Source organism: Rhodopseudomonas sp. RCAM05734, from assembly GCF_052658035.1.
Map to the genome: position 1 here is coordinate 2,184,737 of NZ_CP199742.1, position 20,858 is coordinate 2,205,594.

Genomic DNA, 20,858 nt, shown 5'->3' on the forward strand with positions numbered 1-20,858 from the left:
CATGACCGACCTTTCTCTGACCATTCTGGCGGAAACCGCCAACGACGCCCAGATCATCGAGCGGCTCCACGCGCGCACGTTCGGCCCCGGTCGTTACGTGCTGTCAGCCTACCGGCTGCGCGAACACGTCGATCATCTGCTCGACCTGTCGTTCACCGCGCGGATCGGCACCCTGCTGGTCGGTTCGGTCCGGCAATTGCCGGTCTGCATCGACGATACGCCTGCTTTGCTGCTCGGGCCGCTGACGGTCGAGCCGCCGTTCCGCAGCCGCGGCGTGGGCCGCGCACTGCTCGACCGCGCCATCAATGATGCCCGCAAGGCCGGGCACCGCCTGATCGTGCTGGTCGGCGACGAACCCTATTACAGCCGCGTCGGTTTCAAGCAGATCCCGAAGGGGACGGTGACCATGCCGGGCCCGGTCGATCAGCGACGCCTGCTGGTCCTCGAACTGGTCGACGGCGCCGCAGCCGGAATCGCCGGCAAAATCCGGCCGGATTGGGATCAGGTGAAGTAACGCCCCGACGCTTTGCGAAACGGCGGCGAAGCTCTCCGCTGTCGTCGCCTGGCCTGCGCGCAATTGCGCGCCAGGACCGGGCGACCCAGTACACACCGGCGCCAGTGATAAAACCGCGCTGCCGGCGTTTACTGGGTCACCCGCTTGCGCGGGTGACGACACGTGGGTGTGAAGGCGCGTCTGTGAAGCCGTTTCTCAGAACTTCAGATTCGCGAATGCCCGCACGTTCAGCCCCGGCATCAGCACCTCGTCCTTGTTGTAGGACGATGCGTTGCGAATGTTCTCGTTCAGCAGGTTGTTGCCGACGAGGCCAAGGGTCATCTCCTTCGCGCCGTAAATGCGCGGATCGAGCTTGGTATTGTAGCTGAACTCGGCCTTCAGCAGATTGTAGCCCGATGTCGGCGTCTCGCCGATCGTGGCAATGTCGTTCTGCGCGAAGGCATGCAGCAGGTTGATGCGGGTCAGCCAGTTGGCGTCGCGCCAGAACACGCCGCCGCCGGCGCGCATCGGCGGTATCCGGGGCACGTTGGTGCCGTCGGCAAACGTCGCGCGGACGATGTCGAACTGGTTCTCGATGCCCCATGTGCCGCCATAGAGCTGCGCAACGTCGAGCTGGCTCTGGAATTCGGCGCCGCGGAAGGTCGCGTCGCGCTGCGAATAGACCGCCTGGCGGCCCTCGTTGCCGGGATCGCCGTTGCCGCACGATGCAAAATCGTCGCCGCACATGACGCCGGTGAGCCTGCGATAGATGAAGTTGTTGAACTTCGTGTAGTACGCCGTGGCCTCGAAGCGCAGCGGGCCGGTGGCCTTGCGCAGGCCGACTTCCACCGACTGCGCGGTCTCGATCGTCAGGTTGGGATTGCCGATATCGAAGGTCGCGGTGGCGTCGTGAGCGCCGCGCGAAAACAGCTCGGCCGGTTTTGGCGCGCGCTCGGTGTATTGGCCGGTGATGCTGGCAACCAGGCCGGCCGGCAGATCCTGAATCAACCCGACGCTGCCGCTCATCGGCGTGAAGGACGGATTGCGTCCGGTGCTGGTCTGCGTGCTGCCGTCTGGCAAGAAGTCCGCCGGGAAATCCGGTGTCGCGCCGTGGAGCTCGACATGCTCGATGCGACCGGCGACCTGCGCCTTGGTGGTCTCGCTGAATTTCAGCTCGTTGAACACATAGCCGGCGATGCGCGAATTGTTGTTCGGACTCCACAACCCGTTATACAGAGTGCCGGGATTGTCGGGGCTGGGGGCGGTCAGTTCCTGATGGCCGCCCTGCAGGCCGAATGCCGTGGTCACCGTGGCGAAGCGGGCGTTGAACGGCATCATCTGTACCTCAACGCGGGCTTCCTGCTCCTTGTTGGTGAAGGTCTGGCGCACGCCGTCGGTGGTGGGATCGTTGACGTCGGACAGGCCGATTTCGTTGTGGCGATAGTCGGTCGCGCCGGCCCAGAAGCGGATCGCCTCGATCGCCGCGGAGTCGGGCCGGTATTCACCCTTGGCGGTGACCTTGGTCTGGTGCGCGTCGATGCGGGTCCCGTGGTCGGCACCGTCGATCCCGGGGATATGGTACAGCGCATTGTTTTGCGTAATCGCAGCGCCGAAGAAACCTCCGTCGAAGAAGTAGGAGCCGCCGACCGATGCGCCGCTGGTTTGCGCCGGGGAATTAGGTTGCCGTCCGTTGACCGCGCGCGTGGTGTCGGTGAGGTAGGGATAGCTTGGGATGTTATAGTCGGTGGCCTTGCGGCCATAGACGTCGGCATGAACCGCGACATTGCCGCCGGCGGCGTCGAGCAGGACCCCGCCATCGATGCCGCGATCGGCAGAACTGATCGAGGTGCGGGTTTCGGCATTCATGCAACCTCCCGAAGCGCCGATTGCTGGCGCTTTCGCCGGCAGGCCGTAGCTCTGGAACGGCGCCGTGGCGCAGGCCGGCATGGCGTCGGGAATTCGGTTGTTGGTAGCAGACACCACGCCGCCGATGGACGTGGAGCCGTAGCGGAGCGCTGCGGGACCGCGGACCACCTCGACCTGGTTGGTCGCCAGCGGATCGACCGGGACGAAATGATCCTCGCCGAGGTCCGACGCGCCACCGGCGCTGGTGCCGTTCTCGACGATGCCGACGCGGTTGACGTCGAGGCCGCGGATGATCGGCCGGCTCGATGCGCCCGGCGCAAAGCTGGAGCCGGTGATGCCGGGCTTGGAGAACAGAAGATCGCCGAGAGTGGCTGCGCCGGAGCGGCGGATCTCGTCGTTGGGCACCACGGTGACGGTAGCGAACTGGTCGGTCACGATCGGCAGCACGCCCTGCTGCGGCGCAGCTGCGGCGGCCTCGACCGGCGCCGGACCGGCATTGCGGCCGGGTGCCGCGCGCGCGACCCGGGCCGGCGCACGCGGCGGCTGCGGTTTGCGACGCACGATCGGGCTCGGTGCCGTGACATTGATGGCCGGAAGCTCGACGCTCCCCGCCGGTGCCTGCGCTGCGGCGGGGCTGGCCAGGCAGCCGAGACCGACAATGGCGGAGCCGCCCAGAAGCACGGCGCGATAGATATGGGATGACATGGTGGAATCCTGACTATCCGGCGGCGGCGCATGACGCGCGCTTCGCACCGGGACCCGCGGATGGCAGATCGAACTTTCGGGAATCGCCGCCTGATGGCCGCGATCGGCAAAGGTTGAAGTCAGGAGAGCGGTGGGGCGCGGGACTGGAATCCGCTGTTGAAAGCGTCCAGATGGACGAATTCGACGACGGTGGCCATGTAGAGAAATTCTGCTGCCTGAGGCAGTTGCAGAATCGGTGGCGTGGCGAACAGCATCGTCCCGGCCATCGCCATGACGGCGCAGATGGCGCAATTGTCGGCGGGATGCTGATCAGGCGCAGGAAGCTGGTCGGTAGGAAGGTGGAGTGACGCGATGGCCGAGCCGGTCGGCGCCTGGGCGCTCGCCGGGTGGATATGGCCGAACGACAGCACAAGCTGGATCGCCAGCGCGAGCAGCGCCAGTCGCGATCCATTCCTGATATGTGTTCGAAACCACTTCATGCCGTCAGGCGCCTTGCATCGGCCATGGAGCCCTCCATGCCGCCCGATGTTATACTGTAACATCGCAGGCGACGGGAGCCGATGTCAATGACGGACAGGGGCTCCCAACCAAGCGCCCCCTCGCTGTGGGATTACGGCAACGCTTGCCGCCGCCTTGCCTTGGCCAGTCCTTTCCAACGATAGCGTCACGGCTATGCGGCGTTACGGAGCCGCGCGCCGCGCAATGGCCGTGGTGTGTGCGCCGGCGACGACGCGTGTGGTCATTTTCTGGAATTGCCGCGCTGCCGGCGACAGGCCGCGACCGGTCCGCTGGATCCAGGATAGCTGGCGCATGATGGCCGGTCGCACGAGCGGGAAAGCGATCAGTCCCGGATACTGTTCCGTAGGCATCATATAGGACGGCAAGATCGCATAGCCGATGCCCTTCGCGGTCATCGACAGTGCCGTGTTGATGAGGGACACCTCATGAGTCGGGACAAGTGTCTTGCCGTCGCGCGCCAGTCGACGGTCGATCTGCGCGCGGATCAGCGTGTCGCGCCGCATCGCGATGGTCGGCAGCGTCGCGAGCTCGTCCCACGACAGCGTGTGCATCGCTGCGATCGGACAGCCCGGCCAGCCGATGGCGCTCAGGCGTCCCTTGACCAGAGGCGTCAGGGTGACCTCGGGCACAGGACCATCGACGCTGCCGATCGCGAACTCCGCATCCGACGCGAGAAGCGTGCCGACAAGCTGATCGGCTGCGACGTCGCGCATGATGACGTCAACGCCGGGATATGCAGTGCGAAACTCGGCGAGCACCGCCGGCATGAGGGCCGAGGCTGCACCGGCCGATGCGACGAACACCACCGTGCCGGTTCGGGCTTCCGCCAGACTGCGCATCTGGCGCGAGAGGCCGAGGGTGTCGCCGAGGATGCGCTCTGCCGCTTGCACGGCTTCACGCCCGGCGGCCGTCGGCGTGCACGACCTTGTCGTGCGATCGAACAGCAGAACGCCCAACTGCAATTCAAGCTGGCGGAGCAGCAGGCTGATTGCCGCCTGGGTGACGTGCAACTGTTCGGCCGCGCGCGTCATGGAGCTGGCGCGGCTCACTGCGACCAGCGCTTCCGGCTGGCGAAGCGTGATATTCATTAGGTCACCTTATCAATTATCTCTCAGAAAGAGAATTCTCTTATCAAATTTTCTTGTTAGCCTCCACGCAACGCGCATAGACGCGGTCGGGGAAGGTAACAATGCAGAGTTATGAGACGTCCGTCGTCATTGTCGGCGCTGGACCGGTGGGACTCACCGCGGCGCTGGACCTCGCGTCCAGAGGAATCGATGTCATCGTGCTCGAAACCCGGCACGCCGGTGAGCCGCCCAATGTGAAATGCAATCACGTTTCGGCCCGATCGATGGAGGTCTTTCGCCGGCTCGGCATCGTCGCCGAGGTCCGCGACGCCGGTCTGCCGGCCGACTTTCCCAACGATTGTTCGTATCGCACCACCGCGACCGGCATCGAACTGGCCCGCATCGTCATTCCATCGCGTGCGACGCGCTACACCGCGACCGATGGCCCTGACACGTGGTGGCCGACACCCGAGCCTCCGCACCGTATCAACCAGATCTATCTGGAGCCCATCCTGTTCGCGAGCGCCGTTGCGAATCCCAAGATCACCATCCTGTCTCGCACCGAGATGGTGCACTTCGATCAGGATCTGTCGGGGGTCTCGGTCGACGCCCGCGAACTCGACGGGGACCGCGCTTTCACCATCCGCGCCCGCTACCTCATCGGATGCGATGGGGGCCGGTCATTGACGCGCAAGCTGATCGGCGCGGCTTTCGTCGGAACACCGGTCATTCAGCGTGTCCAATCGACGCTCATCGATGCGCCGGACCTCAAGACCTTGATGCAGCTGCACACGCCGGCCTGGATGGTGCTGTCTCTCAACCCGCGCCGGACCGGCACAATGGTTGCCATCGACGGGCACGACCGGTGGCTGATTCACAACCATCTGAAACCGGACGAACCGGAATTCGATTCGGTCGATCGCGACTGGTCCATCCGCACGATCCTGGGTGTTGGACCTGAGTTCGTTTACCGGGTCGTCAGCAAGGAGGATTGGGTCGGCCGCCGTCTCGTTGCCGATCGCTTCCGCGACCGTCGTGCGTTCATCTGCGGCGATGCTGCACATCTGTGGATGCCTTACGCCGGCTATGGGATGAATGCCGGGATCGCAGATGCGGTTTCGTTGTGCTGGATGCTGGCAGCGCATCTCAACGGCTGGGCGGATGCCGGCCTGCTCGACGCTTATGAGGCCGAACGCCAGCCTATCACTGAACAGGTGTCGCGGTTTGCCATGGAGCACGCGATTGCCAGCATCGGCCAGCGCGCCGCGGTGCCTGCGTTGATCGAGGAAGATTCGGAGGCCGGCGCGGAGGCGCGTGCCGCGATCGGTCTTGCTGCCTACGAACTCAATGTCAAACAGTACTGCTGCGCCGGACTGAACTTCGGCTATTTCTACGACCGGTCGCCGGCGATCGCGTATGATGGCGAGACGCCTCCGTCCTATACGATGGGTGATTTCACGCCCTCGACCGTGCCGGGCGCCAGAATGCCGCATGTCTGGTTGAACGACGGTCGCTCCGTCTTCGACGCGATGGGCCCGGGCTATACGCTGTTGCGCTACGACCCGGCCTGCGACGTGACGGAGTTGCTTGGGGCCGCACGGCGCAACGGCGTTCCCCTGACGCTGCTTGAACTCTCGCCTGCTGAGGCTGGCCCGGCACGGCCAGCCGAAAATCTCTTGCTGGTGCGACCTGATACTCATATCGCGTGGCGCGGCCATCGTGCGCCATCGGATCCCGAGGCGTTGATCCGTCGCCTCACCGGCAGATCAGCGCCGTCGCATCCGGAGCATGAACGCGCTGTGGCGCATGCTCTTTCGGGAGAACGCGCATGAGTCTCTTTGCTCCCAACCGCAGAACGTTGCTGGCCGGTGCGGCAGCCTCGATCGTGGCCGGTGCGACGACGGCGTGGGCCTATCCGCACCAGATGATCAAGATTGTCGTCACTTTCCCGCCCGGCGGCAGCGCCGACATCTTCATTCGTGCGCTCGAGCCGATCGTCACGGCCGATCTCAAGCAGGGCTTCGTCATCGAAAACCGCGGCGGGGCGGGCGGCAATATCGGTATGCAGGCCGTGATGCAGGCCAAGCCCGACGGCTACACTCTCGGCGTGGCGCCGGCAGGCGCATTGACCATCAACCCGCATCTCAATCCGTCGACGCAGTTCGATCCGATCAAGGACCTGGTACCGATCACGCTGCTCGCCGACATTCCCTTTGTGCTGGTGGCAAACGCCGACGCGCCGTTTGCCACGCTGAAAGAAGCGCTGGCAGCCGCCACCGCGAAGCCCGGACAACTGTCGATCGGGTATGGCGGCAATGGCACGGTGATGCATATGACGGCCGCGCTGCTGCTGCAGTCGGCGCGGATCAAGCTCACGCTGGTTCCCTATCGGGGCACGGGTCCGGTGGTCACCGACGTGCTGGCCGGCCATATCCCGCTCGCGGTTCTGGATATTCCCAGTTCGCTGGAATTGATCCGCGCCGGCCGGCTGAAGCCACTTGGCGTCACCAGCGCCAAGCGCGTGTCGTTCCTGCGCGACGTTCCGACGCTCGCTGAGCAGGGCGTGACCGGGTTCGAATCGACCGGCTGGTTCGGCCTCGTCGCCCCCGCCGCCACGCCGGGCGACATCGTGGCGCGTCTGAACGGTGCCTTTGTCAAGGCGCTCGGGGATCCGGACGTGATCGAAAAGCTGCGCACGATCGGCGCCCAACCTGCACCGTCCACGATCGAAGCCTTCGCCGCCTATATCCGCTCGGAAAGCGACAAGTGGGGGCATCTCACACGGGATATGAACCTCTCGGCGCAATAGCAGCGCGAGCCGCTATCGCATTATGGCGGGATTCATCTCGATAGAATCGTGTCCCGGACGCAGTGCAATGCGCCTCCGCCAAGAGGCGTAGTGCACTGCAGATCCGGGACCTCCACAAACGATACCGCCTGATACGGTCCCGGCTCTGCGGAGCGGCATAGCGGCGATGCAAGGGCATCGCCTGAGAATGCCGCACCGCGTCCGGGACAAGATTGAAATGCTTCACTCTTGATGGATCAGACTCTAGCGGCTCTCGCGCAGCCATGTGGCGGCGAAGGCGCCGAGCAGCAGCAGTAGCCCTATCAAACCGGCGAAGACCGGAAGCACGCCGACGCCGCGGACCACGCTGGCGTCGCGCATATGCACGCCCATCCAGCCGTCGCCACGGAACACCGAGGATGAGCGCACCGGCACGATGCGTGGCAGATCGAGGCTGGCGCCGTCATGGATCCGCCGGGAGTCGCCGCCGGTGGCCTGCGCCAGCGGCCGCAACATCTCCGTCGTCGAGGTGACTTCGGAGAATTCCTTGGGGTTGATCGGACCGATATTGATCAGCGCCTTCAGTGTGCCGTCGGTGGCTTGCCAGAGCCCGAGTTCGTCGGCGGGCGTGCTGGCGCGCCACAGGCCTGGTTCGCCGGCAGCCAATGTCAGCTCGCGCGTCTTGCCGGATGGCGAGGTCACCGTCACCGGCGCCACCGTGTCGCCCATGGTCTGCCTGTTGACCACGAGGTCCTTGCCGGCGATCGAGAGCTTCAGCGCCTCCTCATCGAGATCGGGCTGCTTCATCAGCCAGTGCGACATCCTTCTCAGCAGATCGAGGTGCGGGCCGCCGCCTTCATAGCCACGCGCCCAAAGCCAGATGTGATCCGACAGCAGCAGCGCCACGCGGCCCTCGCCGGAGCGCGACAGCAGCAGCAGCGGCTTTCCATCGGCGCCGGTCATCACCGGCGGCGTGGTGGTGTTGCGGGTCTCGACGGTGCGGAAGAAGCGGCTCCATTTCGGCGGCTCGGAGGCGCCGCCTTCAAGGCCGCGGGTCACCGGATGGCGTTTGCCCATGTCGGACAGATGCGCATAGAACGGCCTTTCGGTCACGCCGACCGGCTCGGCGGGCAGCACTGAATCCAGCGGCGTGCGCCAGATGCTGGTGCTCGAGGCGTAGTCGGGACCGGCCGACACCAGCACCGCGCCGCCGTTGCGCACATAGCGCGCGATGTTGTCGAAATAGGCGATCGGCAGCACACCCTGACGGGCATAGCGATCAAAGATGATCAGTTGGAATTCGTTGATCTTGACCTGGAACAGTTCGCGGGTCGGAAACGCGATCAGCGAGAGCTCGTTGATAGGCGTGCCGTCCTGTTTTTCCGGCGGCCGCAGAATGGTGAAGTGCACGAGGTCGATGGACGCGTCGGATTTCAGCAGGTTGCGCCAGGTGCGCTCGCCGGCATGCGGTTCGCCCGATACCAGCAGCACCCGCAGTTTGTCGCGCACGCCGTCGATGGCCACCACCGCGCGGTTGTTGACCAAAGTCAGCTCGTTCTCTAGCGGCGAAGCCTCGATCTCGACGATGTTCGGGCCGGCGTGCTTGATATCGATGTCGATGCTGACGGTCTGGCCGGACATCACCGTGCGCTCGCTGAGCACGTCGCCGTCGCGGCGGACGACGACCTGGGCGCGCTGCCCGGTCACGCCCTGATCGTCGAGCCGGTAGGTGATGGTCTGTGGCTGCCCGACGATGCCGAAGCGCGGCGCCGCGGTAATGGCGATGCGGCGGTCGCGTTCGTTGCTGCGGCCGGTGATCAGCGCATGCACCGGCGCGGTAAAGCCGAGTGCTGCGGCATTGGCGGGAATATCGTGCACGCGGCCGTCGGTGATCAGAAAGGCGCCGGCGACGCGGTCGGTGGGCACATCCGACAGGGCGGACGACAGTGCGCCGAACAGCCGGGTGCCGTCGGTCTCGCCGTCGGCCTGGCCGGCCTCGACGACACGGACTTCGAGGCCCTTGACCTGCTTGAGACGGTCGACCAGCGCCTGCTGTGCTTCGGCGGTCTCCTTGGTGCGCTCGCCAAAGCTCTGGCTCGGGCTCTTGTCCACCACCACGGCCGCCACGGAGGTCAGCGGTTCGCGCTCCTCGCGCGTGAATGACGGATTGGCCAGCGCCAGCAGAATCAGCACCAGCGCCGCCACCCGCACCAGCGCGCCGCGCGCGCGGCCGATCCGCAGCAGCACGGCGATCACAGCGATCGCGGCGATGCCGATCCACAGCACGATGGTCGGGACGAGCGGCGTGAAGACGATGCCGTATTGCATTTACGTGATGCCTCCACAAACGCCGTCATGCCCGGCCTTGTGCCGGGCATCCACGTGCATCTGGTGCAGAAGGCCGTGGATGGCCGGGACATCTCGCGAAGCGAAGCTTCGCGCTTGCCCGGCCATGACGGCTGAGAGGTCGGAGGCTCGCAACATCATCATTGTCCCAGCCGTTCGATCAGCGCCGGCGCATGGACCTGGTCGGCCTTGTAGTTGCCGGTCAGCGTGTACATCACGATGTTGACGCCGGCGCGGAAAGCGAATTCGCGCTGGCGCGGTTCGCCGGGGGTCAGTGGCAGCATCGGCTGGCCGTCCGGGCGCAGCGCCCATGCGCCGGCGAGATCGTTGGAGGTGATGATGATCGGCGACACGCCGTCGCCGCCGCGCGCCGGGCGTGAGGCGGCCTCGTCCGCATCCTCGCGCGGCAGCGCCTCGACCCAGGTCGGTCCGGAGTTGAAGCGGCCGGGGAAGTCGCGCAGCAGGTAGAACGTCTTGGTCAGCACGTGTTCGCGTGGCACCGGCTCGAGTTCCGGCACATCAAGCGACGAGAGGATGTTGCGCAAGGTCAGCATGCCCGGCGTCTGCGACTCGCCGCCCGGTCCCGGCGGCGCCTCGACGGCGTCGCGGGTGTCGAACAGAACGGTGCCGCCCTGCTTCATATAGGCGTCGATGCGGTTGATGGCATCCTGCGGCGGCTTCGGCGCGCCCGGCACGATCGGCCAGTAGATCAGCGGGAAGAAGGCCAGTTCGTCGCGGGCGGGATCGATGCCGACCGGCTCGCCGGCCTCCAGCGCGGTGCGTTGCGCGAGGAAGAGCGTCAGCCCGGTCATGCCCGCCTTGACGATGGAATCGACGTCGGCATTGCCGGTGACTACGTAAGCGAGGCGCGTCTGCGCCACCGCCTTGATGGCGAAGTCGTCGCTGGCGGCATCGGCGCGCACCGGCGATGGCGAGCCCATCGTGGCGGTCAGCGCCAATGCCAGAGCCAGTGCGGCGGTCGCTGCACGCCGCCGTATCAGCGCGGCAAAGCCGCCGCCGAGCAGGGCGACGATCACCGCGTCGATCAGGAACAGCGCCAGCGCGGTGGACAGCAGAATGCCTCTGAGGTCGCGCGGTTCGGCCGATGTGTAGCTGGCGCGGCGCGCCTTCAGGGCCGAGGTGTCGAGCGGAGCAAGGCGGTCGGCGGCAGCCAGCGCATTGACGGCGAGCGGTCCGTCGGCGGGGCCGTAGAAGCCGGGCGGATGTTCGACCGTGGCGCGGTCGCGGAAGTCGGCGGGCAGCGGCTTGGCGGTGGAGGGGGCGGGCCGAACGCGCCAAAGCCGCCCAGCGTGCGCAGCGGCGCCACCGTTTCGGTGCCGGTCTCCGCAGCGACGCCCGGGCCGGGAGTCGAGGTGTAGCCGGAGATATCGACGATCCGGCGCAGCATCTCCACGAAGGTGCCGGACAGCGGCAGGTCGGACCAGCGCATGTCGGCGCTGACGTGGAACAGAGTGACCAAGCCCTTGCCGCGATGTTCGCCGGTCACCAGCGGGGTGCCGTCGACCAAAGAGGCCCAGGTCCGGGTCGCCAGCGCCGCGTCGGGCTCGGCGAGCACCTGACGGTTGATGGTGACATCGGGGGGAACGGCGAGGCCGGCGAACGGACTGTCGGCGGCGAACGACGCCAGATGCTGCGGCTTCTCCCAGGTGAGGCTGCCGCCGAGGCTGCGTCCGCCGCGGCGCAGTTTGACCGGCACCAGATCATCGTCGGCCTGGGCGAGGCGGGGACCGGCGAAGCGCACCAGCACGCCGCCCTGCGCGATCCAGGCGTTAATGCGCTCGCGGATTTCCGGCGACAGCGTGCCGACATCGGCGAGCACGATCATCGGCAGTTTCTGGTCGAGGAACTGGGCGATGGCCTGCTGCGGCGCGCCGCGGTCGCCGAGTCGCACATCCGCGAACGGCGCCAGCGCACGGGTCAGGTAGAAGGTCGAGGCCAGCAGCGGCTGCGCGGTATCGGTGGTGGCGCCGGAGACGATGCCGATGGCGCGGCGGCGCCAGCGCTTGTCGAGCAGTTGCACCGCGCCGGCCGAGCGCTCGCCGGAAATTTCGAGCCGCGCGATGTCGTTGCGCAATTCCACGGGCAGTTCGAATGCGGCTTCGGTCTCGCGCTCCTGCGGCGCGAAGGTGAACTTGGCCTCGCCGATCGGCGAGCCCTTCTGGTCCAGCCCGCGCACCACGCCGCTATCGAGTCCGCCGGCGCTGGCGCGCAGCACCTTGACGGTCATCTTGGCCGCGGCGTTCTCCGCGGCGGCCAGCGCATGGGCCGGCGCCGCACCGCCGTCATAGATCGTCAGCGTGCGGTCGCCGATGACCTTGCCGAGACCTTCAGAGAATTCGGTGTCGCGGCCGGTGTCGACGCCGTCGGACAGCCACACCAGCTCGCTGTCGCCGGTGGCTTTCAGGAAGCGTTCGATGGCCGGCAACGTCTCGACCCGCTCGACCGCATAGGGCTTTGGCGCCGGCCGGCGCAGCGCCACGCGCGCGGTGCCGCCCGGCAGCAAAGTGATGTCGCGGGTCGGCTCCGACAGCGGCACCAAGGCGACGCCGCGGCGATCGCTGTCGGCATTGGCGATCAACTCGTCGGCGGCCCGGATGCGCGCATCCCAGCTCGACGCGGCACTCCAGCCGTCATCGAGCAGGATCACCAGCGGCGCCTTGCTGGCGGTCGCGCCGGTCTGCGGATTCCAGATCGGGCCGGCGGCGGCGAAGATGATCAGCGCTGCGGCGAGCAGGCGCAGCAGCGTCAGCCACCACGGCGAGCGTGACGGGGTTTCTTCCTTCGGCGCGATCTCGAACAGCAGCCGGGTCGGCGGAAACGACACGCGCTGCGGCCGCGGCGGCATCACCCGCAGCAGCCACCACAGCACCGGAAGGCTGACGAGACCTAGCAGCAGCAGCGGCTGGGCGAAAGCGAGGGGGAAGGCTGCCATCATGCGATCCGTCCTGCCTTGACGACGGCGCCGCCGCTGTTGCCTTTGTTGACCATCATGCCGTTGTGCAGGAATAGCAGCAGCTCTGCCGCCGAACGGCTGGTGGTGTGGGTGGAGAACATCCAGCCCAGCTTGTCGGCCTCGGCGCGGATCTGGTCGCGATGGATGGCGACGCGGTTGACGTAGTCCTCCGCCCATCTTTCGGCGCGGCCGGCGGTGATCAGCTGACCGGTTTCGGGCTCGATGAATTCGACGCGTCCGGAATAGGGAAAGCTCTCTTCGGCGGGATCGACTACCTGCACCAGCGTGCCGTGCGCGCCGGAGGCCGACAGGCCGGCCAGCATGGTCCTGATCTCGGACATCGGCGACCAGAAGTCGGACAGCACCACGATCTCGGCCAGCGCCGCCGGCACGAAGGACGGCGGCAGGCTGTCGCGTGCGCCGGTGTCGTGCAGGATCGCCTGCGCCATCTTGTCGAGCACGCCGCGGCTGGCGGTGGGATTCATCAGGCCGGGAATGCCGACGCGTTCGCCGCCGGCCACCAGCAGTTCTGCCAGCGCGAAGGTGACGATCAGCGCGCGCTCCAGCTTGCTGTCGCGCGCCTGCTTCGAGGCGAACGCCATCGATAGCGACCGGTCGGGCCACAGCCAGATGGTGTGCGCGGCTTCCCATTCGAGTTCGCGCACATAGAGATGATCGTCGCGTGCCGAGCGCCGCCAGTCGACGTTCTGCGCCGGCTCGCCGGAGACGAAGCGGCGATACTGCCAGAAGCTTTCGCCGGAGCCGGCGCGACGGCGGCCGTGCAGGCCGTGGATCACATTGGCGGCGATGCGGCGGGCCTCGAGCACCAGACGCGGCAGCGTCGCGGCGAGCGAGCGGCTCTCCCCGTCGGCGCGTCGGACTGCGATGGCTTCGTGGCTGGCCTGCTCCGCCGTTGCAGCCATCAACCGATCCGTTTCTTCAACTGACGGATCACGTCGGGAATGGTGCGGCCCTCGGCGCGCGCCGGGAAGGTCAGCGCCATGCGGTGCTTGAGAATGGGCTCGGCGAGATCGAGCACATCGTCGATCGACGGCGCAAGACGGCCGTCGAGCAGCGCCTTGGCGCGTACGGCGAGCATTAGCGACTGGCTGGCGCGCGGTCCGGGGCCCCAGGCGATCAGCTTGCCGGCATCGCCGGCGTCGGGACCAGGACGCGCCGAGCGCACCAGCGTCAGGATCGCTTCCACCACGCTGTCGCCGACCGGCAGGCGACGCACCAGGCGCTGCGCGGTGATCAGCACATCGGAGGTGATGGCGGCCTTGGCGATGGTCTCATCGGCGCCGGTGGTTTCGAACAGGATGCGGCGCTCGGCGTCGCGGTCGGGATAGTCGACGTCGATTTCCATCAGGAAGCGGTCGAGCTGGGCTTCCGGCAGCGGATAGGTGCCTTCCTGCTCCAGCGGGTTCTGCGTCGCCAGCACATGGAACGGCTTCGGCAGGTCGTGCCGTGCGCCGGCCACGGTGATGTGCTGCTCCTGCATCGCCTGCAGCAGCGCCGACTGGGTGCGCGGGCTGGCGCGGTTGATCTCGTCGGCCATCAGCAGTTGCGCGAACACCGGACCGGCGATGAAGCGGAACGAACGCTTGCCGGTGCCGCTCTCGTCGAGCACTTCGGCGCCGAGAATGTCGGACGGCATCAGGTCCGGCGTGAACTGGATACGCTTGGCGTCGAGGCCCAGTGTCACGCCGAGCGTCTCGACCAGCTTGGTCTTGGCGAGGCCGGGGACGCCGATCAGCAGCGCATGGCCGCCGGACAGAATCGTCACCAGCGTGTTCTCGACGACCTTGTCCTGGCCGAAGATCACAGTGGCGATCGCTTCCTTGGCCGCGCGCATCTGTCCTGCGACCTGCTCGGCGGAACGGATGATCACGTCTTCCAGTTTTTCGACACTGTCGCCAGCCATCCGTTGCTCCTTCGCGTGAAACGCCACCGATGGCGTCGTCTTGCCATGAACCTCATGCTAAACTCTAGCGAAGGCCATGTATTTGTTGAATTAAACTATCCCCACCTTATCCGGCGGCAGCTATGGATCGCATCACGATACGGCGAGTTGGATCAGAACACCGCAACCGAGAACTTGCAGCAATCGTGCCAGCGGCAGTCTCAAACTCAGGGCAAACAATGGCGAAGCAAGGGCAGATCGCGACCCAAGGCCTCGACGGGCTGACCAATGCAGCCAGAGATGCCGCTGCGGGCGGTAAAGCCGGGAAGGGCTTGCCGCCGGTGCATCTGTGGAATCCGCCGTTCTGCGGCGATCTCGACATGAGAATCGCTGCCGACGGCACCTGGTTCTACCTGGGAACGCCGATCGGCCGCCCGGCGCTGGTGCGGCTGTTCTCGTCGATCTTGAAGGTCGAGGACGGCAAGCACTTTCTCGTGACCCCGGTGGAGAAGGTCGGCATCACCGTCGATGATGCACCGTTCCTGGCGGTGGAGATGGTCAGGGAGCAGGATGCGGGCGGCCAACTGCTGCGGTTTCGCACCAATGTGGACGACTGGGTGGTCTGCGATTCGGCGCATCGGCTTCGCTTCGAGATGGCGGCCGATGGCGGGCTGGTGCCTTATCTCCACGTCAGAGCCGAGCTGTGGGCGAAAGTGACGCGCGCGGTCTATTACGATCTGGTTGACATGGGCGAGGAGCGGGTGGTCGATGGCAAGGCGATGTTTGGAATCGCCTCCGCGGGTGAGTTCTTCGCAATGGCGGATACGGAGCAAATGAGGGAAGCGCCTTGAGTGAGTCGTTGCTGACGACGGACGCGACTGCCGCGGACAGACCCTCGTCAGATTTGAATTTTGTGGAATTCTTCAACCGCGCCCGGGCGCGATTGAACTTCGACGTACCTGCCGGCCTCACCGACGCCGCCGTTGTGCCGGTGTCCGGCGACGCCGGCACTGACCGCATGTTGCAGATCATCGCCGCCGAACAGCCGATCCGGCCCGCCGCTGTGCTGATCGCGGTGGTCCAGCACGAACAGCCGACCATTTTGCTGACGCAGCGCGCCGCGCATCTCAACGACCATGCCGGGCAGGTCGCCTTTCCCGGCGGCAAGATCGACGCATCAGACGCTTCGCCGCTCGACGCCGCCTTGCGCGAGGCCGAGGAGGAGGTCGGGCTTGACCGCTCCTATGTCGAACCGATCGGCTATCTCGATCTCTACGGCACCGCCTTCGGCTTCCGCATCCTGCCGACGGTGGCGCGGGTCAAGCCCGGCTTCACGCTGCGCGTCAACGAAAATGAAGTCGAAAGTGCCTTCGAGGTGCCGCTGGCGTTCCTGATGAATCCGGCCAATCATCGGCTGCACAGCAAGGAATTCCGCGGCGCGGAGCGCTCCTATTACGCGATGCCATTCGAGGAACGTTATATCTGGGGCGCGACCGCAGGCATCCTGCGCGTGCTGTATGAACGGATTTGCCTGCCATGATCCGTCCGGTCCTCACGGAAATCGGCATCTTCCTGATTCCGTTCGCGCTCTATGCCGTGTTCCTGCTGGCCAGCAGGAACGGCGTGCTGGTGCAGACGTCGTGGCCGGTCCATGTGCTCGTCAAGCTGGCGATCGCGGCCCTGCTGCTGACCATTCTCAGCCTGGTGCTGCTTGCGAACTTCTCGGGTGCGCCGCCGAGTTCGACCTACATTCCCGCGCATATCGAGAACGGCAGGCTGGTGCCCGGGGTCGAGAAATGACCGACGCGCGTGTGCTCCATGACGCGCCCTGGCTTACCTCCGGCGCGGCGGCCCGCGTGCTGGCGCTGCTCAATGGCGGCGGCGAGGAAGCGCGTGTCGTCGGAGGCGCGGTGCGCAACGCGCTGATGCGGCTGCCGATCGGCGACATCGATATCGCCACCACGGCACTGCCCGACGAAGTGATCCGCCGCGCAGCGGCTGCGAAGATCAAGAGCGTACCGACCGGCATCGCGCATGGCACGGTGACGCTGGTGGTGGACGGCCAGCCGTTCGAGATCACCACGCTGCGCGAGGATGTCGAGACCTTCGGCCGCAAGGCGACAGTCGCGTTCGGTCGCGACTGGGTACGCGATGCCGAGCGCCGCGACTTCACCATCAACGGCCTTTCGGTGTCGTCAGACGGCGTGGTGCACGACCATGTCGGCGGGCTGGAAGACATTGCAGACAGGCGTGTGCGCTTCATCGGCGATCCCGACCGCCGCATTGCCGAGGACTATCTGCGCATCCTGCGCTTCTTCCGCATCCACGCGATGTATGGCGCCGGTGAGCCGGAACGCGCAGGCCTGCTCGCCTGCATCCGCGGACACGCCGGCATGGCCGGCCTCTCCGCCGAGCGTGTGCGCATGGAAATGCTGAAACTGCTGGTCGCGGATGGCGCGATGGCGGCCGTGCAGGCGATGGCCGATGGCGGGCTGCTGCTGCAGATTTTCGGCGGCGTTGCCTATACCGGACCGTTCGCGGCGATGCTGGCCGCGGAAGCGGCGCTGGGCTGGACGGCCGATCCGATTTTGCGGCTCGGCGCGCTCGGCGTAGCGGTCACCGAGGACGCCAAACGGCTTGCGACGCGCTTGCGACTGACCAATGGCGAAACCAGGGCACTGGATTCCATGGGGCATCGCTGGTGGCGGCTCCGGGGAATGGATGAAGCCACGGCGCGGCGCCGGCTGTATCGCCTCGGCGAGCAGCGCTACCGCAACCGGGTCATGCTGGCCTGGGCGCGTGCCGGATCAAGCGTCGATCCCGCTCCCTGGAAAATCCTTGTCACCTTGCCTGAGCGCTGGACCGCGCCGAAATTCCCGTTGAAGGCGGCCGACTTCATCGCGCGCGGCATTGCCAGGGGGCCGGCACTCGGCCAAGTCATCGCGCTGGCGGAAGACGCCTGGCTGGCGCAGGACTTCCCGCTCGAACCGGAGGCCATGACGGCCATCGCCGATACGACGGTGGCCCGGTTCAGCGCCGACCATCTGCTGTAGGAGCCACTTCCTGAGGTGGCATCGCCCGGCCGGCGCGCAATTGCGCGCAAGCCGGGTGACGACAACCTTGCCTGGAATCACGCAACCTTGGCGGACTCGTCTTCTTCTTCATCTTCTTCATCTTCTTCTTCGTCGTCGGTTTCGTCGACTTCGAGAACCTCGAGCACCGCCAGCGGCAGCGTCTCGCGGAACAGGTCGCCTTCGTCGCCCATCCACATGCACACGACCGAGGTCTGGTTGACTTCGGCCACGGTCAGCGGATGACCGCCGGACTTCAGCATGACGACATCGCCTGGTCTCAAATCCATAATCTGCTCCTTGATGGGGTTATCGCGAGCGGGAGCCTAACGGTTTATCATGACAGGCCGATCACGCAGACGGTTTAGCCGATTATGGTTCGCGTGTCTGCCGCAGCAATGCTGCCAGTTCGGCGCCGAGGCCGGTGCTGTCGAGCGCCGGTGGGTCGGCGCGCCGAAACGATGTCTCATTTGCTGCGGCGATGGCCGCACGGGTTCCGACTTCGACGGAATAGAGCACCGGCACCGGTACGTCGTGCTGGATTCGCGCCGCAAGCCCGGCCAGTGCCGCGCCGCCGAGGATCACCACCTCGGCGCCATCGTCGATGGCGCAAGTGGTGCAGGCGGCCGCCAGTTGCACCAGCGCGGCGTCGGGATTTTCGGCAATCTCGCCGCCGGTAGGCGCGATGGTACGGACCGCGGCGAGGCGATCGGCCAGGCCGAGCGTGGCGACGAATTCGGTCAGCATCGGCTGCCACAGCGCGCCGCCGGTGACGATGGCGAAGCGGCGGCCGCGCGTACAGGCGGCGATGCAGGAGGCTTCGGCCATGCCGACCACCGGCACGTCGACCAGTTCGCGCAGCGCCAGCAGGCCGGGATCGCCGAAGCAGGCGAGATACACCGCGTCACAACCGTCGCCGTGGACAGCCAGGGCATCGAGCGCGGCGTGACCGGCAATGGCCGCCGAGGCCCGGCTGGAAATGTAGCGGGCACCGAACCGGCCGGTGACCGGCACGAACGCGGCCGCATCGCCGGCGATTGCGCGGACGTGCGATGCGACCAGGTCGGTGACGCCTTGCGTGGTGTTCGGATTGATCAGCAGGATGCGCAAGGGTGGTCTCGGGCCGCAGGGTGGGCAAAGGCGCCGTGCCCACCGCCCCGCGAAATGGTGGGCACGCCTCGACGCGCTGCGCGCGCCGAAAGTTTGCCCACCCTACGATCGCAGCGTCATTATGCAATCCCGCGTTATGCAGCGACCTTGCTTGCCACCTGCTCCAGCTCGGCGACGGCGTCGTCCGAGAGGTCCAGTTGGGCCGCATCCAGATTTTCCCGCAGGTGTCCGAGTGACGAGGTGCCGGGGATCAGCAGGATGTTGGGCGAGCGGCGCAGCAGCCACGCAAGTGCGACTTGCATGGGGGTGGCGCCGAGGCGTGCGGCGACCGCGGACAGGCCGGAGGATTGCAGAGGGGTGAAGCCGCCGAGCGGAAAGAACGGCACGTAGGCGATGCCGTCGCGGGCCAGCTGGTCGATCAGCGCATCGTCGGCGCGATGCGCCAGGTTGTAGTGGTTCTGCACGCAGACGATGTCGCAGATGCCGCGGCCTTCCGCGACCTGCGTCGCCGTGACGTTGCTCAGCCCGATGTGACGCACCAGACCCTGACGCTGCAGGTCCGCCAGCACCGTGAGCATCGGCGCGATCGATCCCTCGGCGGGGCCGTGGACATCGAACATGATGCGCAGGTTGACCACGTCGAGCACGTCCAGGCCGAGGTTGCGCAGGTTGTCGTGCACGGCCTGGGTCAATTGCTTCGGCGCGAACGCCGGACGCCATGAGGCATCGTCGCCGCGCAGTGCGCCGATCTTGGTGACAATGGTGAGATCGTCGGCATAGGGGTGCAGCGCCTCGCGGATGATCTGGTTGGTGACGTGCGGGCCGTAGAAGTCGCTGGTGTCGATGTGGTTCACCCCGGAGGCCACGGCCTCGCGCAGGACGGCCAGCGCGGCGTTGCGGTCTTTCGGCGGACCGAACACGCCGGGCCCCGCGAGCTGCATGGCGCCGTAGCCGAGCCGCGTCACGCTGCGGTTGCCGAGGGTAAATGTGCCGGATTTTTCGATGGTCGACATGGTCGCTCTCCGTTGTTGGTCACGCACAGATAGCGGTCGCGACATCGCGCGATAATCCGGTATAATCGGGACGGGCTGTGCGGAGAAGCGAACAATGGATGTCGATCTCGGGGACTTGAACGCATTCGTGGTTGTGGCCCGGGCAGGGGGCTTTCGCGCCGCCCGGATCGGCGGACGCAGTGCGTCCGGTCTCAGCGAGGCGGTGCGGCGGCTGGAAACCCAGTTGGGCGTCCGGCTGCTCAACCGAACCACCCGCAGCGTGGTGCCCACCGAGGCCGGCGCGCATCTGCTGGCGCGGCTGGGGCCGGCATTGACCGAGGTCGAGGCCGCCATCGACGTGGTCAACGGGTTTCGCGACCGGCCGGCGGGGCTGTTGCGCCTCAACGTGCCGGTCAGCGCCGCGCGGCTGGTGCTGCCCCACATCGTCCCGGATTTCCTCGCGGCCTATCCCGACGTGCGGATGGAGATCGTCACCGAGGAGAGCTTTGTCGACGTGCTCGCCACCGGATGCGATGCCGGCATCCGCTACGACGAGCGGCTGGAACAGGACATGATCGCGGTGCCGATCGGGCCGCGCGTGCAGCGCTTCGCCACCGCGGCGTCCCCGGCCTATCTCGATCGCCATGGCCGGCCTCAGCACCCGCGCGATCTGCTGGGCCATGCCTGCCTGCAGGGCCGCTTTGCCAGCGGCGCGATGCCGCCCTGGGAGTTCGAGCGCGCCGGCGAGGAAGTGCGTGTCGATGTGACCGGGCCGCTGGTGGTGCGGGTCGGCGGCGGCACCGATCTCGCGATCGACGCGGCGATCGCCGGCACCGGCATTGTCGCGCTGTTCGAGGACTGGCTGCGCCCGCATATGGAGAGCAGCGCGCTTGAGCCCGTGCTGGAACCGTGGTGGATGAGTTTTTCCGGGCCGTTTCTGTACTACCCCGGCCGCCGTCTGGTGCCTGCGCCGCTGCGGGCATTCGTGGATTTTATCAGGGCATCGGGATCGCGATCCTGACGG

At 66.5% G+C, this 20,858-nt stretch carries 17 protein-coding genes and 1 pseudogene; 8 read left to right on the plus strand and 10 right to left on the minus strand.

Annotated elements, in window-relative coordinates; translation table 11 throughout:
- Position 1: 1 nt before the first annotated feature.
- Entirely contained in the window at positions 2-514 is a 513-nt protein-coding gene (locus ACUXVA_RS10365; RefSeq protein ID WP_265080380.1) for a GNAT family N-acetyltransferase, read from the plus strand.
- Between the two features lie 195 nt (positions 515-709).
- On the opposite strand, the gene ACUXVA_RS10370 is transcribed toward ACUXVA_RS10365, so the two are convergent.
- The 3 genes from ACUXVA_RS10370 to ACUXVA_RS10380 all read right to left on the minus strand — a co-directional run bounded on the left by ACUXVA_RS10370 (position 710) and on the right by ACUXVA_RS10380 (position 4,671).
- Positions 710-3,064, minus strand: a complete 2,355-nt coding sequence (locus ACUXVA_RS10370) for a TonB-dependent receptor (protein ID WP_265080379.1) — start codon at positions 3,062-3,064, stop codon at positions 710-712.
- Between the two features lie 119 nt (positions 3,065-3,183).
- Positions 3,184-3,543, minus strand: a complete 360-nt coding sequence (locus ACUXVA_RS10375; RefSeq protein ID WP_445491992.1) for a hypothetical protein — start codon at positions 3,541-3,543, stop codon at positions 3,184-3,186.
- A 201-nt stretch (positions 3,544-3,744) separates the two neighbouring features.
- Entirely contained in the window at positions 3,745-4,671 is a 927-nt protein-coding gene (locus tag ACUXVA_RS10380) for a LysR family transcriptional regulator (protein ID WP_445491994.1), read from the minus strand.
- 101 nt (positions 4,672-4,772) lie between these two features.
- Here ACUXVA_RS10380 and ACUXVA_RS10385 point away from each other — a divergent pair, with 101 nt between their 5' ends.
- Entirely contained in the window at positions 4,773-6,482 is a 1,710-nt protein-coding gene (locus ACUXVA_RS10385; protein WP_265080376.1) for an FAD-dependent oxidoreductase, read from the plus strand.
- Positions 6,479-7,459 carry a Bug family tripartite tricarboxylate transporter substrate binding protein gene (locus ACUXVA_RS10390; RefSeq protein ID WP_265080375.1) on the plus strand — a complete coding sequence of 327 codons (981 nt, stop codon included), beginning with the start codon at positions 6,479-6,481 and terminating at the stop codon, positions 7,457-7,459. Before ACUXVA_RS10385 ends, ACUXVA_RS10390 begins: the two co-directional genes overlap by 4 nt.
- 243 nt (positions 7,460-7,702) lie before the next feature.
- On the opposite strand, the gene ACUXVA_RS10395 is transcribed toward ACUXVA_RS10390, so the two are convergent.
- From ACUXVA_RS10395 to ACUXVA_RS10410, 4 genes and pseudogenes are all read right to left on the minus strand, one after another.
- Positions 7,703-9,766 carry a hypothetical protein gene (locus ACUXVA_RS10395; RefSeq protein WP_445491997.1) on the minus strand — a complete coding sequence of 688 codons (2,064 nt, stop codon included), beginning with the start codon at positions 9,764-9,766 and terminating at the stop codon, positions 7,703-7,705.
- A gap of 158 nt (positions 9,767-9,924) precedes the next feature.
- Positions 9,925-12,737, minus strand: a pseudogene (locus ACUXVA_RS10400) (DUF4159 domain-containing protein).
- Complete coding sequence (locus ACUXVA_RS10405) at positions 12,737-13,681, minus strand: DUF58 domain-containing protein (protein WP_265080373.1); 945 nt, start codon at positions 13,679-13,681, stop codon at positions 12,737-12,739. The pseudogene ACUXVA_RS10400 and the gene ACUXVA_RS10405 overlap by 1 nt, the downstream one beginning before the upstream one ends.
- The gene (locus tag ACUXVA_RS10410) at positions 13,681-14,682 is read right to left on the minus strand and encodes an AAA family ATPase (protein WP_265080372.1); all 1,002 of its coding nucleotides are present in this window, start codon (positions 14,680-14,682) and stop codon (positions 13,681-13,683) included. Before ACUXVA_RS10410 ends, ACUXVA_RS10405 begins: the two co-directional genes overlap by 1 nt.
- A 218-nt stretch (positions 14,683-14,900) precedes the next feature.
- Between ACUXVA_RS10410 and ACUXVA_RS10415 the strand changes: the two genes are divergently transcribed.
- The 4 genes from ACUXVA_RS10415 to ACUXVA_RS10430 are packed head-to-tail and all read left to right on the plus strand — an operon-like array spanning position 14,901 to position 17,714.
- Positions 14,901-15,512, plus strand: coding sequence for a DUF1285 domain-containing protein (locus ACUXVA_RS10415; protein WP_265083847.1), 612 nt, complete (start codon positions 14,901-14,903; stop codon positions 15,510-15,512).
- 53 nt (positions 15,513-15,565) lie between these two features.
- Positions 15,566-16,201 (plus strand): CoA pyrophosphatase, encoded by a 636-nt coding sequence (locus tag ACUXVA_RS10420; protein WP_445492000.1) that lies wholly within the window; start codon positions 15,566-15,568, stop codon positions 16,199-16,201.
- A complete protein-coding gene (locus ACUXVA_RS10425) occupies positions 16,198-16,461 on the plus strand; it encodes a DUF6111 family protein (RefSeq protein WP_265080370.1) in 264 nt (87 codons plus the stop codon). Before ACUXVA_RS10420 ends, ACUXVA_RS10425 begins: the two co-directional genes overlap by 4 nt.
- The gene (locus ACUXVA_RS10430) at positions 16,458-17,714 is read left to right on the plus strand and encodes a CCA tRNA nucleotidyltransferase (RefSeq protein ID WP_445492002.1); all 1,257 of its coding nucleotides are present in this window, start codon (positions 16,458-16,460) and stop codon (positions 17,712-17,714) included. The genes ACUXVA_RS10425 and ACUXVA_RS10430 overlap by 4 nt, the downstream gene beginning before the upstream one ends.
- A gap of 77 nt (positions 17,715-17,791) precedes the next feature.
- On the opposite strand, the gene ACUXVA_RS10435 is transcribed toward ACUXVA_RS10430, so the two are convergent.
- From ACUXVA_RS10435 to ACUXVA_RS10445, 3 genes are all read right to left on the minus strand, one after another.
- Positions 17,792-18,022 carry a DUF2158 domain-containing protein gene (locus tag ACUXVA_RS10435; RefSeq protein WP_445492004.1) on the minus strand — a complete coding sequence of 77 codons (231 nt, stop codon included), beginning with the start codon at positions 18,020-18,022 and terminating at the stop codon, positions 17,792-17,794.
- 82 nt (positions 18,023-18,104) lie between these two features.
- The gene (locus ACUXVA_RS10440; RefSeq protein ID WP_445492006.1) at positions 18,105-18,842 is read right to left on the minus strand and encodes an aspartate/glutamate racemase family protein; all 738 of its coding nucleotides are present in this window, start codon (positions 18,840-18,842) and stop codon (positions 18,105-18,107) included.
- A gap of 134 nt (positions 18,843-18,976) precedes the next feature.
- Positions 18,977-19,855 (minus strand): aldo/keto reductase family oxidoreductase, encoded by an 879-nt coding sequence (locus ACUXVA_RS10445; RefSeq protein WP_445492008.1) that lies wholly within the window; start codon positions 19,853-19,855, stop codon positions 18,977-18,979.
- Positions 19,856-19,949: 94 nt separating this feature from the next.
- Here ACUXVA_RS10445 and ACUXVA_RS10450 point away from each other — a divergent pair, with 94 nt between their 5' ends.
- Complete coding sequence (locus tag ACUXVA_RS10450; protein WP_445492010.1) at positions 19,950-20,855, plus strand: LysR family transcriptional regulator; 906 nt, start codon at positions 19,950-19,952, stop codon at positions 20,853-20,855.
- Positions 20,856-20,858 lie beyond the last annotated feature (3 nt).